At 48.5% G+C, this 14,972-nt stretch carries 11 protein-coding genes and 1 pseudogene; 7 read left to right on the top strand and 5 right to left on the bottom strand.

Annotated elements, in window-relative coordinates; translation table 11 throughout:
- Nucleotides 1-260, bottom strand: a pseudogene (locus Q0502_RS08575) (arginine decarboxylase); the annotation flags it as partial.
- Nucleotides 261-507: 247 nt separating this feature from the next.
- On the opposite strand from Q0502_RS08575, the gene Q0502_RS08580 reads away from it, so the two are divergent.
- The 7 genes from Q0502_RS08580 (at nt 508) to Q0502_RS08610 (ending at nt 9,598) form a co-directional block, all read left to right on the top strand.
- The gene (locus Q0502_RS08580) at nt 508-1,773 is read left to right on the top strand and encodes a serpin family protein (protein ID WP_298649653.1); all 1,266 of its coding nucleotides are present in this window, start codon (nt 508-510) and stop codon (nt 1,771-1,773) included.
- Between the two features lie 450 nt (nt 1,774-2,223).
- Entirely contained in the window at nt 2,224-4,770 is a 2,547-nt protein-coding gene (locus Q0502_RS08585; protein WP_298649655.1) for an adenosylcobalamin-dependent ribonucleoside-diphosphate reductase, read from the top strand.
- 224 nt (nt 4,771-4,994) lie between these two features.
- Entirely contained in the window at nt 4,995-5,237 is a 243-nt protein-coding gene (locus tag Q0502_RS08590; protein ID WP_298649657.1) for a DUF6496 domain-containing protein, read from the top strand.
- 110 nt (nt 5,238-5,347) lie between these two features.
- The gene (locus tag Q0502_RS08595) at nt 5,348-5,947 is read left to right on the top strand and encodes a YigZ family protein (protein WP_298649668.1); all 600 of its coding nucleotides are present in this window, start codon (nt 5,348-5,350) and stop codon (nt 5,945-5,947) included.
- Between the two features lie 339 nt (nt 5,948-6,286).
- Nucleotides 6,287-8,725: a type I DNA topoisomerase gene (topA, locus tag Q0502_RS08600; RefSeq protein WP_298649659.1), complete on the top strand. Its 2,439-nt coding sequence runs from the start codon at nt 6,287-6,289 to the stop codon at nt 8,723-8,725.
- 37 nt (nt 8,726-8,762) lie between these two features.
- Nucleotides 8,763-9,266: a GNAT family N-acetyltransferase gene (locus Q0502_RS08605; protein WP_298649661.1), complete on the top strand. Its 504-nt coding sequence runs from the start codon at nt 8,763-8,765 to the stop codon at nt 9,264-9,266.
- Nucleotides 9,254-9,598, top strand: a complete 345-nt coding sequence (locus tag Q0502_RS08610; protein WP_298649663.1) for a hypothetical protein — start codon at nt 9,254-9,256, stop codon at nt 9,596-9,598. The genes Q0502_RS08605 and Q0502_RS08610 overlap by 13 nt, the downstream gene beginning before the upstream one ends.
- Nucleotides 9,599-9,637: 39 nt before the next feature.
- Here the strand turns inward: Q0502_RS08610 and Q0502_RS08615 are convergent, their stop codons facing one another.
- The 4 genes from Q0502_RS08615 to Q0502_RS08630 all read right to left on the bottom strand — a co-directional run.
- On the bottom strand, nt 9,638-10,195 hold the full coding sequence (locus Q0502_RS08615) for a chromate transporter (protein ID WP_298649664.1): 558 nt from the start codon (nt 10,193-10,195) through the stop codon (nt 9,638-9,640).
- 1 nt (nt 10,196) lies between these two features.
- Nucleotides 10,197-10,745 (bottom strand): chromate transporter, encoded by a 549-nt coding sequence (locus tag Q0502_RS08620; protein ID WP_298649670.1) that lies wholly within the window; start codon nt 10,743-10,745, stop codon nt 10,197-10,199.
- Nucleotides 10,746-11,327: 582 nt separating this feature from the next.
- Complete coding sequence (locus Q0502_RS08625) at nt 11,328-12,683, bottom strand: TrpB-like pyridoxal phosphate-dependent enzyme (RefSeq protein WP_298649666.1); 1,356 nt, start codon at nt 12,681-12,683, stop codon at nt 11,328-11,330.
- An 81-nt stretch (nt 12,684-12,764) separates the two neighbouring features.
- On the bottom strand, nt 12,765-14,972 hold a 2,208-nt coding region (locus tag Q0502_RS08630), incomplete at its 5' end, for an NADP-dependent malic enzyme (RefSeq protein WP_298649667.1).

A 14,972-nucleotide genomic window follows, 5' to 3' on the forward strand; every position in this document is an offset into this window, starting at 1 on the left:
TACTCTTTCGACGCAATGGCGAAGCTTTGGGATATCTTTTCGATACGGTTGTCCAATATCTCCGGGAATCGTATCAATACGGGCGATGAAACATCGCGCAGGTACAATTCGCGCATCAACTCGCTCAGATCTACGCTGGAACCTGCCTGCTTGCGCGGGGTCACCTGCACGTGTCCTTTTTCGTTGATGGAGAAATAACCGTTCCCCCATCCGTTGATGTTGTACAACTCTTCCGAATCTTCAATACGCCATTTTCTCATTCCAACAAACACTCTTTAAAGGTGATACACTAACTTAATCAATCAGTCCGCAAAAATACTCATTAATTTTGTCATTTGAAGTTACAGCGGATAAAATGATGCGGAAAACCGGTCGCTTGGGGAATATTTCAAAAGCCGCAAGTTCATTATAACTTTTTTTAATGGTATATCCGCAACAATTGACCGTTGAAATACATCTAATAAGTATAGAATTAAAAAATGTTGAATCTGATAAAATAGAACGTTTATGCAATCGAAAATCTATTCATTTACAATGGTAATTGTAGCCAGCCTTTTTCTGTCAGTGTCTTGTGATAAAAACGGCGGTGATGTCCGGACCGGGGATTTGCCTGATCCCATCCGGATAGACCTGCGTTCGTCCGAACAGGAAATGGTGCGTGCAGACCAGTCCTTCGCGTTTGAGTTTTTTGAGAATGTGTTTGTCGAAGAATCCCTCCAAGAAGACAACAATTTCATGGTCTCTCCGCTGAGCCTGAGCATGGCCCTGGCCATGACCTGGAACGGCGCTGCCGGCGAAACAAAGACGGCAATGCAGCGGACGCTGAAGATGGATGATTTCCCCGATGATGAACTCAACGGTTATTATAAAAAACTGAAAGAGGCATTATTGAAAACAGATCCCTCCACTAAATTATCGATCGCCAATGCTGTTTTCACCAATCAGTTCATTACGATTAAGCCCGATTTTATCAGTGCCAACCGGTCATTTTATGACGCAACGGTGCAATCGGTTGATTTCACCCGGGCCGCCACCGTGGATATCATCAACAACTGGGCTTCGGATAATACCAACGGATTGATAAAAAAGGTGATAGATAATACCAAGCCCGAAGATCTGATGTACCTGCTCAATGCCATCTACTTTAAAGGTATCTGGACTTCCGAATTTGATAAGAAGAACACTTCCGAAAGACCATTTACCTATGAAAGCGGTACCCGGAAAAATGTGGAGATGATGAAGCAAACGGCAAAATTCAACTACACCGAAGACGGTAACCTGCAACTGGTGCAACTTCCCTACGGGAACCAGGCCTTCAGTATGATGGTACTGCTGCCTGCAGAGGGGAAAAAATTGCAGGATGTGGTAACGGCAACCCGTCAGCAAGGGTACTGGGGAGGGTTAAAGTCTGCTCTACGTGAGGCTGAGGTCGATCTCTCCCTGCCTAAATTCAAAACCGAATACAGTAAAGAGTTGAATGAAGTGCTGACAAAGATGGGTATGGAGATCGCTTTTACAAAGGCGGCCGATTTTTCGCGGATGAGCGATGCACCCGCAAAAATCAGCTTTGTGAAACAGGATACATATATAACTACGGATGAATCGGGTACCGAGGCTGCGGCCGTTACTACTATAGGTATGGAGCTAACCTCATTTCCCATGAAACCGGATAAAGTGGTATTTAACGCCAATCGTCCCTTCCTCTATCTTATTCAGGAAAATTCCACCGGCGCCATTCTCTTTATGGGCGCGGTAAAAAATTTTGACAAATAGATTTTTATAATCTTGTCACAGCCGGGATTTTATCAGCGCCAACCGGTCGTTTTTATAACATTACTGTGAAGGCCGGACGTTTTCACTAACCTTCCGGCCGGTTTATCACTCAGCGGGCTCTGCCTGTTGGGTGATTTTTTATTTAAATTTTGTCTGTTTTTTGGGATCTCTTCCTCTTGCTTATTTTATCTGTTTGAATTTCAGTGAAGTTGTACCAATTGGAAAACTTTTTCTCCCTTATTGAAAATTAATGTTCTTATTATCAGTAATATGAAAATTTTTCTGGAAAACTTTATGTTATTGTTGATAAAAAAATCGATAAATATTTTGCACTCTTGGAAACTTTCTATAAACTTGCAAAAGCTAAAAAGCCTTACTTTGAAAAATTGAATGGTCTATTTGGAGAAGAAGTAGCATTGTAGAGATTTATTTATTATTAATTTTTTCCTGATGAAAAAGAAGACATACACTTTCGACGAAGCCTATAAAGCCTCGTTAGGGTATTTCCAGGGCGATGAACTGGCAGCCAAAGTATGGGTAAGCAAGTATGCCCTCAAAGACAGTCAGGGTGATATCTATGAAAAGACACCCGAAGATATGCACTGGCGATTGGCCAAAGAGGTTGCCCGGATCGAAAAGAAATATACCAACCCGTTGAGCGAAAAAGAACTGTTCGATCTGTTCGACCGGTTCCGCTACATCATTCCCCAGGGAAGCCCTATGACCGGTATAGGGAACGATTACCAGGTAGCATCGCTGTCGAACTGCTTTGTGATAGGGATGGACGGAGATGCCGATTCCTACGGCGCGATTATCCGTATCGACGAAGAGCAGGTGCAACTCATGAAGCGCCGCGGAGGGGTAGGGCACGACCTTTCGCATATACGGCCGAAAGGGTCGCCAGTAAAGAACTCGGCACTCACCTCCACCGGACTGGTTCCCTTTATGGAACGTTATTCTAACTCCACGCGCGAAGTAGCGCAGGATGGCCGTCGTGGAGCCCTGATGCTGAGCGTATCCATCAAGCATCCCGATTCGGAAGATTTTATTGATGCCAAGCTGGAGCAGGGGAAAGTGACCGGGGCCAATATCTCGGTAAAGATCGATGATGGATTTATGGAAGCTGCATCCGGAGGAAAACTGTATGTTCAACAGTTTCCCATCGGGTCAAATGAGCCGAAATATAAAAAGACCATCGATGCGCAGAAACTGTGGAAAAAAATCGTCCACAATGCCTGGCAATCGGCCGAACCCGGCGTCCTGTTCTGGGATACCATTATACGTGAATCGATTCCTGACTGTTATGCCGATCTGGGTTTCAAGACCGTATCGACCAATCCGTGCGGCGAAATTCCGTTGTGTCCTTACGACAGTTGCCGCCTGTTGGCCATCAACCTTTATTCTTATGTGGTGAACCCGTTCAAGGAAGATGCCTATTTCGATTTCGAATTGTTTGGCAAGCATGTACGGCTGGCGCAACGTATCATGGACGATATCGTGGATCTGGAATCGGAGAAGATCGACATGATCCTCGAAAAAATAGAAGCCGACCCCGAGTTGGAGGAGGTGAAATCGTCGGAGCGCAATCTCTGGAAGAAGATACAGCTTAAAACCCTGCAGGGGCGTCGTACCGGCGTGGGGATCACCGCCGAGGGAGATATGCTGGCTGCCCTGGGCATCCGTTACGGAACGGACGAAGGCAACGATTTCTCGGAAAAAGTACACCGTACTGTGGCGCTTAATGCCTATGCTTCCTCCGTGGAGATGGCAAAAGAACGGGGTGCATTTGAGATCTTCGATATAGAAAGAGAGAAAAACAATCCCTTTATAAATCGCCTGAAAGAAGCTGATCCTCAGCTTTATAAAGATATGGTAAAATACGGCAGGCGCAATATAGCCCTTCTTACCATCGCCCCCACCGGAACGACCAGCCTGATGTCGCAGACCACTTCGGGGATCGAGCCGGTCTTCCTGCCTGTTTATACCCGTCGCCGCAAAGTGAACCCCAACGACAAGGATGTGAAGATCGACTTTGTGGATGAGAATGGCGATTCGTGGGAAGAATACGTGGTATTCCATCATAAATTCGTTACCTGGATGGAAGCGAATGGCTACTCCACTATCAAACGCTATACCCACGACGAGATCGAGGAGATGGTGGCCAAATCATCCTATTATAAAGCTACCTCCAACGATGTGGACTGGCTGAAAAAGGTAAAGATGCAGGGAAGGGTGCAGAAATGGGTAGATCACTCTATCAGCGTGACCATCAACCTGCCGAATGATGTCTCGGAAGAGTTAGTGGGCGAGTTATATATGGAAGCATGGAAGAGCGGCTGTAAAGGTTGTACGGTATATCGCGACGGATCCCGGGCGGGCGTACTTATTTCCAATGGTAACGGCGACACGAAAGAGGACGAAAAAAATGATGATTGTTATGAACTGCCGGCGATCGTCACTTCCCGTCCCGTTGAGTTGGAAGCCGATGTGATCAAGTTCCAGAATAATAAGGAGAAATGGATCGCTTTTATCGGATTGCATAATGGCAGGCCGTATGAGATTTTCACCGGGATCAATGACGAAGACGATGGTATCATGTTGCCTAAAACGGTCACTACCGGGAAGATTATCAAGGCGTACGACAGCGACGGCCGGAAGCATTACGACTTCCAGTTCCAGAACAGACGCGGTTACAAGGTAACCATCGAAGGGCTGGACGGAAAGTTCAATCCTGAATTCTGGAACTACGCGAAGCTTATTTCGGGCGTGTTGCGTTACGGGATGCCTATCGATCAGGTGATCAAGCTGGTATCGGGACTGGAACTCGACAATGAGACCATCAATACCTGGAAGAACGGTGTGGAGCGGGCGCTGAAAAAATATCTGCCCAACGAGACCGAAGCCAAGGGACAGAAATGTCCCGTCTGTGGGCAAGAGACCCTGGTCTATCAGGAAGGATGCCTTAAATGCCGCAACTGCGGCGCATCCAAGTGTTAGGAAGAAGGCATTTCTAACAGGTTATAGTATCTTCCCTATACTTATCTTTACCCGTCATACCGGTTCAATTACCGGTTTGGCGGGTAAATTTTGAGGAAGCTGTTAAAGAGAGTTATTTGCGTATAAATATCGATAAAGAAGATACTTCCGGAGAAACTTTTTTCTGTGTGGATATGTTTATATACCTGTATTGTAGTTTATTATAAAAGAGAAAGGAGCTCAAAATGGCTAAATACTCGAAAAAAGCACAGGAAAAGATCGGCGAAGTCATGGGTGAATTTAAAAAGGGAAAGCTGAAAACTTCGGCCGGCAAGAAAGTAACCGACAGGGATCAGGCTGTCGCCATAGGTATCTCTGAAGCCCATCAGGCCGGATATAAGGCGCCGAAACAGCCCGATAAAAAAGACTCTCCGGAACAATCTGATAAAAAATCCTCCTCAAAACAGCGGAAACAGTCAAAGAAGTAACCTGAGAGCGGAGGTGAAAATATCTCTTCCCGGTTAATTTCGTTAGCCGGAAGGAGAAATATTTTCTACACCCCATGTCCGTTTCTCCTACTTTTTACTATTTTTGCGGTATGGACGACACCTATAAGACCGTGATCCGGCCTGCCGAAGGGTATATCAATGAAAAGAAGAGTAAATTTATCTCCCATATCTTTCCGGTAAAGAGCTCCGATGAGGTGAAAGAGATAGTGGAGGGACAGCGTAAGAAATATTACGATGCCCGCCATGTCTGCTGGGCTTATCTGCTGGGATGGGAGAGGAGCGAGTTCCGTTCCAATGATGATGGGGAGCCCTCGGGAACGGCCGGAAAGCCTATTCTGGGACAGATCAACTCTGCAGGGCTGACTGATGTGCTGATCACCGTGGTACGCTATTTCGGCGGCACGCTCCTGGGTACGGGCGGGTTGATCAAAGCATACAAAGAGGCCGCCGCCGACGCTATTGTCCACGCTGAGATCGTGGAAAGGACGGTGAATGATACCGTTGAAATAACCTTCGATTATACCTTGCTCAATGAGGTGATGCGTGTGTTAAAACAATTTGACGGCGTGCGATGGACGCAGGATTTTACCGACAGCTGCCGGATGGGCCTGGAAATACGCCGTTCATTGGCTCCGCAACTCACGGATATACTGACATCCATCCACGGGATTAACGTTGTTCATTCGTAAACAACTCGTCACGTCCCGGATTTTTGTTAAGAAGAGGTTTTTGTGTTTGTCCTGTGTTCGCCGGATTCCGCCCGGAAGTTTACGGATACTCTTATTTACTCCTGTCCGCGAGCTCCCTAGAGATATTAAAAAAAGACCCCGTTTTAAACATAAAAACACCCTAATAAATAAGGAATTTCATAAAAAAGTGTAGTTCCTTACACAAAATTAGCTACTTTTGCACCCAAATTGTGCACTTTTTCGTTTTTTCGCCTGACTATATTATTGCGGGAAAAATCCGAAAAAAAGGTCTGCCCTTAGCAAAAGCATTCCACATAAGTAAAAAGAAAGAACATTTGAATGGATAAAAACCTGGTTATCGTTGAGTCCCCTGCGAAAGCAAAGACAATTGAGAGGTTTCTCGGAAAGGATTTTCATGTCATGTCCAGCTACGGACATATTCGCGACCTGAAGAAAAAAGATTTTAGTATTGATATTGAGAACGGTTTTATGCCGATCTACGAAATCCCTTCCGATAAAAAAAAGGTTGTTTCAGAATTAAAGACGGCGGCGAAAGAAGCGGAAACGGTTTGGCTCGCTTCCGATGAGGACCGCGAGGGGGAGGCCATCTCATGGCATCTCTTCGATGCGCTGGATCTGAAAGAGGATAAGACCAAACGTATTGTGTTTCACGAGATCACCAGGGATGCTATTCAGGAAGCCATCAGGAATCCCCGCAAGATCGACCAGAACCTGGTGGATGCGCAACAGGCGCGGAGGGTGCTCGACCGTATTGTGGGGTTTGAACTCTCGCCCGTGTTGTGGAGAAAAATAAAGCCCGCCCTTTCCGCCGGACGCGTACAGTCGGTGGCAGTACGCCTTATCGTGGAACGGGAACGGGAGATACAGAATTTCCGATCGGAAGCGGCCTACCGGATCATGGCCCATTTCACGAAACAAGAAAACGGGCATCAGTATGAGATCAAAGCCGAATATAACAAGCGGTTAAAGACCAAAGCCGAGGCACTGGCACTGCTGGAAAAACTCAAAACATCGACCTTCACCGTGGGGGATGTTCACGTGCGCCCTGCGAAGAAGTCACCCGCACCCCCTTTCACTACCTCTACCCTGCAACAGGAAGCATCGCGTAAGCTGGGCTTCTCGGTGGGGCAGACCATGATGGTGGCGCAACGGCTTTATGAATCGGGAAAGATTACCTATATGCGTACCGACTCGGTACACCTGTCCGCATTGGCGATCGGAACCGCTAAGACGGAGATCAACGAGCAATACGGAGAGAAATACATCAAGAGCCGGCAATACGCGACCCAATCAAAGGGAGCGCAGGAGGCGCACGAAGCTATCCGGCCTACTTATATAAGTACGCATGAGGTCGATGGGACTGCCCAGGAAAAGCGGCTCTATGAACTGATCTGGAAGCGTACCATCGCTTCGCAGATGGCTGATGCCGAACTGGAACGCACTACTGCCGATATCTCTATTTCCAATAGCGACGGCAAGTTTGTGGCCAATGGGGAGGTGATTAAATTCGATGGTTTCCTGCGGGTCTATCTGGAGGGAACCGACGAGGAGAACGGAGAAAATGAAGAAGGAATGCTGCCTCCCATGAAAGAGGGCGAACAACTCACTATGCTGGAGACCAACGCCACGGAACGTTTCACACAGCGCCCCCCAAGATACACCGAAGCGGCGTTAGTGAGGAAGATGGAAGAACTGGGGATCGGACGTCCTTCTACCTACGCACCGACCATTTCTACCATCATCAACCGGGAGTATGTGGAAAAAGGGAACGTAGAAGGCGAGGAAAGAGTCTATAATATCCTTACTCTTAAAAAGGGGATCATCAAAGACAGCGATAAGAAAGAGATTGCCGGGGCCGATAAGAATAAATTAATCCCGACCGATATCGGCATGGTGGTGAATGATTTTCTGGTGGAGTACTTCCCATCGGTGATCGATTACAACTTCACGGCCAACGTGGAGAAAGATTTCGATAAGATCGCTGAAGGAAAGGCGCAGTGGAATAAATCGATTGCTGATTTCTATAAAATGTTTCACCCTATTGTGGAGGAGACGGCACAAATGCGTACCGAACATAAAGCGGGTGAGCGGGTGCTGGGAACAGATCCCAAGACAGGACGCCAGGTGTCGGTGAAGATCGGGCGTTATGGCGCTATGGCGCAGATCGGAACCCAGGAGGAAGAGGAGAAGCCGCTTTTTGCTTCGTTGCAGAAGTCACAGTCCCTCGAGACCATCACCCTCGAAGAAACCCTGAAACTGTTCGAATTACCCCGGACACTCGGCGAGTTCAGGGAGAAAGAGGTGGTAATAGGCGTAGGACGATTCGGCCCCTATATACGGCACAACAATAAATTCGTTTCTCTGCCTAAAGGAGTGGATCCGCTGGAAATCCAACTCGACGAGGCCATCACATTGATCGAAGCGAAGGAACAAAAGGACAGGGAGAAGATCATCACATCCTTTGAAGAGGAGCCGGACCTGCAAATACTGAACGGTCGTTTTGGCCCCTATATCGCCTGCAAAAAGTCGAATTACAAGATCCCCAAGGGTCAGAAACCCGAAGAGTTGTCGCTGGAAGATTGCAGGCGGATCATTGCCGATACCGATAAGGGGAAAGAGCCTAAATCGGAAAAGAGCACCGCGAAAGCAACCACGACGAAAACCAGTGCAAAGAAGACGGCGACGGGAAAATCGACAACCAAGAAGACAGCGGCGAAAAAAACATCCGCTAAAAAGACAACAACTAAAAAGTCATAAAGATAAAGAGCTACCACCGGTACTATAAATAACTGCAATGATCACCCGGATACGACCCACAACCCATGGCGACTTGCCGAAGGTGATGGAGATATACGCCATCGCACGTGATTTTATGTACCGCACCGGAAATGCTTCGCAATGGATAGACGGATATCCCTCGGCAACGTATATCATCTCTGAGATTGATGCAGGGCATAGTTTCGTTTGTGAAAATCAGGATGGAGAACCGGTGGGTACTTTCTGTTTTATCATCGGCGATGATCCTACTTATGAGAAGATCTACGAAGGGGAGTGGCTTAACCGTGATCTCTATGGTACGGTACACCGTATCGCATCGGCGGGAAAAGAGAAGGGAGTGGCGGAAGCCTGCTTTCGGTGGTGTTTCACCCGGTGCCGAAATATCCGGGTGGATACGCATCGGGATAACCGGACGATGCAACGGATATTGGAAAAACTCGGGTTTACGTACTGCGGCATTATTTATGTATCCAATGGAACAGAGCGGCTCGCCTATCAGAAAACAGTATGGGAAAAATAAATCGAATGGGACGAAAAATGCTGTTCCGGAGAATAGCAGGAGTGTGGATGTTGGGATGGATCCCCTTGTCGGGCGCAGCCGCAGAAGAGATGGCCGCTGTCAGTCTGGATATCAATATTGACTACAGCAACGATCCGTTTTATACCGAAATATGGTTTTGGATCCTGATGGCGGTGTTGCTCGTGTTTTTGCTGGTGCAACTTATCCTCGGCGGCCGAAGAAGCAGGCGTAAACGGAAAGCATGGAAGGAGTCGGAGGGGACAGGGATATCAAAAGAAGCCCCCAATGGATCAAAGGAATTAAAGACGGAAGAGCCAAATGAAATGAAGTGACCAACGTTACCGAAAGAAGAATTAAATATATTGAAGAAATCAGTAGAGGAGGAGACCAATCACGCCGGAGAGGAAGATTAGCAGGATCGGATCTGCTTTCCTGAGGGATGCTACTAATACCGCTCCGAAAATGATCCAGCTTTTATAATCGATAAAATTATAGGGGGTTATCAGCATAAGCGCAGCAGAGGCGATCAACCCGATAATGGCCGGTTTCAATACTGAGAGAGCCGACTGTATCCATAAGTTGTCCTTGAGCCGGAAGAAAAAAGCAGTGACGATCGTCATCAGAATGAGAGAGGGAATACTTACCGCGAAAGTGCAGATAGCCGAGCCAATCACTCCGTAAACCGATGCGAATCCCATCTCTGTGACGGCAGAGTAGCCGATATAGGTAGCCGAATTAAAGGCAATGGGCCCCGGTGTGGTTTGCGAGATAGCTACAATATCGGTGAAGTCGCTTACCGAGATCCATTGATGGTGATCCACTATCTCGTGCTGTATGAGCGGCAGCATGGCATATCCCCCTCCGAAACCGAACAGCCCGATCTTGAAGAACGATACAAACAGCGCCAGATAGAGATCCCAGAGTTCCATATTATTTATTTACTCTTTTTTTCAGGTAGATTAAATAGAATATTCCCAGAAGGATAGCCGCAAGAACAATATAGACGGGAGAGATATGCAGTTGCCAGACCGCAAGCGCTACCACAACAGGGATCCAGAGATTTTTCCATTTCACTCCCGCCGATTTGCCCAGGCTCAGGAGGGGAGCGACGATAAGCGCTACCACCGCGGGGCGGATCCCTTTGAATATGCGTTCCACTACCGGATTATCCTTGAACTGCGTAAACACCATGGCAATAAGCAGGATCACAATAAAGGAGGGTAAAATGACGCCTGCTCCTGAAAAAAGGCTCCCCTTGAAACCGAGCCGCTTATTCCCCACGAACAGCGCCGTATTCAACGCAATAGGCCCGGGCATAGACTGGGCGATGGCAAGCATATCCATAAATTCTTCATCTCCCAGCCACCCCTTTTTGTTGACCACCTCATTTCGGATAAGAGGAATCATGGCGTATCCGCCGCCAAAAGTGAAGGCGCCGATCTTAAAAAAGATAAGGAAAAGCTCCCAATATGGTTTTATTGTACGACCCATCTTAATAATGTGTCAATGTGACTAATGTGCCAATGTGAATGATTTGATGATGAAATTTTGAATTGAAAATCGACGTAGTCAAATCATGAGATCTGAATTGGAAATCAGCGTAGCTAAATCCCGGATCTTATATAAAATGAAAAGCAGATTGCAATTAGAGATGATCTGTTTGCTAATCTGCTTTTTATAAGAAGCCGCATCGGTGGAATAAGACGAAACTCCCTATGACAGGATTTGAGTGTTCCGGCATCTTTGTAATCCGCTGTTCCGGTAAACCGGGATCCCGAAGGATGCGGCCCGCCATTGATACCAAAAACGAGTCTCGGTTCATAAAATGTAATTGATGAGTTTCCCAATCGACCAATGCGGCAATGACTCATTCAATAAATTTAGACTATTTTCCGCAACGACATAATCCAGGTAAACTTGTCTTCTGTTCGTATTGCTTAACGAAATAGTTCATTTTATATTTTCAAAGATAGGGGGTAAAAATGAAACTTCCAAATTATTTGTGTTATTTTTTACCCTTTTTCGTCTGTTTATCCGCGATAGGGTTTATTTTCAGTGGGGTTAGGATTCAGCCAGAAACCTTTCAATCTCTTCGTCGGATACCTCATGGTTGGACAGATCCCCCGCCAGATATTGGTCGTAAGCGCTCATATCCACCAGGCCGTGTCCCGAGAGATTGAACAGGATCACCTTCTCTTTTCCCTCCTCTTTGGCTTGCAGCGCTTCCCTGACAGCCACAGCAATGGCATGGGTCGATTCGGGAGCGGGGATGATACCTTCGGTACGGGCAAAGAGCACGCCTGCTTCAAAGGTCTCCAACTGTTTGATGCTCACCGCTTCAATCAGACCTTCCTTCAGTAACTGGCTTACGATGCTGCCGGCGCCGTGATAACGGAGTCCGCCGGCGTGGATATTGGCCGGGGCGAATTTGTGTCCCAGTGTGTACATCGGTATGAGCGGTGTATAGCCGGTCTCGTCGCCAAAATCGTACCGGAACTCTCCTCTGGTCAGCTTGGGGCAGGACGCCGGCTCAGCCGCTACAAACCGCGTATGGGTTTTTCCGGCTATGTTGTGGCGTAGGAACGGGAAGCTGATGCCCGAGAAGTTGGATCCGCCGCCGAAACAGCCGATCACCACATCGGGGTATTCGTCGGCCATCGCCATCTGTTTCTCCGCCTCCAGGCCGATAATGGTCTGGTGCAGTGCCACATGGTTGAGTACACTCCCCAGGGTATATTTGCAATTAGGTGTCTGCATGGCCAGTTCGATAGCTTCGGAGATGGCTGTACCCAGGCTTCCCTGGTAGTTGGGATGATCAGTGATGATCTTCCGCCCCGCCTTGGTGGACATGCTCGGGGAAGCGATCACCTGTGCTCCCCAGGTCTGCATCAGCGAGCGACGGTAGGGCTTCTGCTCGTAGCTGATCTTCACCATATAGACGGCAAGTTCCAATCCGAACACGCTGGCGGCGAACGCCAGGGCGGTGCCCCATTGTCCTGCCCCGGTCTCGGTGGTGATGTTGGTGATCCCTTCTATCTTATTATAGTAGGCCTGGGGCAATGCCGAGTTGAGTTTGTGCGATCCGACGGGGCTTACGCTTTCATTCTTGAAGTAGATATGCGCCGGAGTGTCAAGGGCTTTCTCCAGTCCGGTCGCCCGCACCAGAGGGGTAGGGCGGTAAATCTTGTATTTTTCCCTCACCTCTTCGGGTATATCGATCCACGCATCGGTCTGGTTTATCTCCTGACGCGACAATTCCTCGGCGAACAAGGGATAAAGATCCTCCGCTTTCAACGGCTCTTTAGTCTGCGGGTTGATCATGGGCTGAGGTTTAGTTTTCATTTCAGCCGTTACATTGTACCATTGGGTGGGGATCTCTGCCTCCGGGAGAATGAATTTTTTTCTTTTTTCCATCATTTATATATTGTTTAGTGTAAGTTCAACGGTCTTGTTTCCTTTTTTTGTCCGGCAAAAACGGCTTTACCGCGGCCTCATCTCCTATTCGATCCTTGTGAGATGATTTGTCCGGATATTTTCTTCCACGATCGCGTCGATCACCGCTACCGCCACCATGTTCACGATGTCGCGCACCGATGTATCTACATCCAGTATATGTACCGGCTTGTTCAGCCCCATCTGGATGGGGCCGATGATATCGTTGGTGCCGGTTTCCCTCAACAGTTTGTAGGCCGAATTGGCCGAGCTGAGATTGGGAAACACCAGGGTATTCACCTCCTTATCATGCAGGCGGGTAAACGGATATTTCTTGTCGCGCAGATCTTTATTAAGCGCGTAGTTCACCTGCATCTCGCCGTCGACCACTAATTCCGGATACCTTTCGTGCAGTGTATCCACTACCTTGTGTACGCTGGCGGGACTGCCTACGGGGTCGGCGCCGAAGTTGGAATAGGAGATCATAGCGATCACCGGGTCGTGCGCGAAGAACTTGACGGTGGCGTTGGCCAGCCGGGCAATGTCTATCAACGCCTCGGTGTCGGGGTGACGGTTGAACAAAGTATCAGCGAGGAAAAGCACGCCCTTTTTTGTGTTGACGATATGCATGGCGCCGATATGGTTAAGCCCGTCGCGGATACCGATCACCTCTTTGGCAATATCGGTGGTGTCGGCGTACTTGCTGAATACGCCCGTGATCATGGCATCGGCATCGCCCGTCTCTACCATCATCATACCGAAATAATTCCGTTCGAACATCTTTTCCGCTGCCTCGTCGAATGTCATACCTTGCCGCTTCCGTTTTCGGGCGAGAATCTCCGCGTAGTGCAACCGCCGTTCCTCTTCCCGGTCGTGCCGCAGGTTCACGATCTCGATCCCTTCGAGGCTGATCTGGTTTTCTTTTGCCACTTTGGCGATCTTCTCTTCATTCCCCAGCAAAACGGGTTTGCAGATACCTTCGGCATACGCTGTTTCGGCTGCCTTGAGCATATTCAGGTGGTTGGTCTCCGAGAAGACCACCCGTTGGGGATGCTGGCGCGCCATCTCGAACAGGCGGCGGATCATCTTGTTATCCAACCCCATCAGGTCACGTAACTTGTGGTCGTATTGTTCCCAGTCGGTGATCGGCCTGCGGGCCACGCCCGACTCCATCGCCGCTTTTGCCACTGCCGGGGCCACGGTAGTGAGCAATCTCGGATCTAATGGTTTGGGGATGATATAATCCCTGCCGAAACTCAGTTTCTTTATGCTGTATGCAGCATTCACCACGTCGGGTACCGCTTTTTTGGTCAGTTCCGCCAGGGCGTAGACCGTGGCTACTTTCATCTCTTCGTTAATGCAGGTGGCCTGTACATCGAGCGCTCCGCGGAAGATGTAGGGGAATCCCAGAACATTGTTGATCTGGTTGGGATAGTCCGATCGTCCCGTCGCGAAGATAATATCGTCCCGCGATGTGATGGCCAGCTCATAGGAAATTTCGGGATTCGGGTTGGCCAGCGCGAACACGATCGGATCGGAACTCATCGACCGGAGCATATCGGGCGTGAGCACGTCGGCCACGGAAAGGCCAAGGAACATATCGGCATCTTTTACCGCCTCCTCGAGGGTGGAAATAGTACGGGTGGTGGCAAACGGTTTTTTGCGGTCGTTGAGATCGGTTCTCGAGGTGTTGATCACCCCTTTCGAGTCGAGCATCACGATGTGCTCCGGTTTGGCTCCCAACGCGATATACAATAGGGTACAGGAGTTGGCGGCAGCCCCCGCGCCGTTCACCACGATACGGATATCTTCTATCTTCTTGCCGTTCAGTTCCAGTGCGTTCAACAATCCGCAGGCAGAGATAATGGCTGTGCCGTGCTGATCGTCGTGCATAATGGGGATATCCAGCTCTTTTTTCAACCGCTCTTCAATCTCGAAACATTCCGGCGCTTTGATATCCTCTAAGTTAATACCGCCGAAGGTAGGTGAAATGGCTTTCACCACTTCGATGAATTTTTCAGGATCTTTCTCGTTCACTTCTATATCGAATACATCGATTCCGGCAAATATCTTGAAGAGTAGTCCTTTGCCTTCCATTACCGGTTTGCCGGCCATCGCTCCGATATTGCCCAGACCCAGTACGGCGGTACCGTTGGATATCACTGCCACCAGGTTCCCTTTCGACGTGTAATCGTAGGCTGTCTGCGGATCTTTTTCGATCTCTAAGCAGGGTTCTGCCACGCCGGGTGAGTAGGCGAGAGAGAGATCGCGTTG

The sequence above is a fragment of the uncultured Proteiniphilum sp. genome (assembly GCF_937873925.1).
GTDB lineage: Bacteria > Bacteroidota > Bacteroidia > Bacteroidales > Dysgonomonadaceae > Proteiniphilum.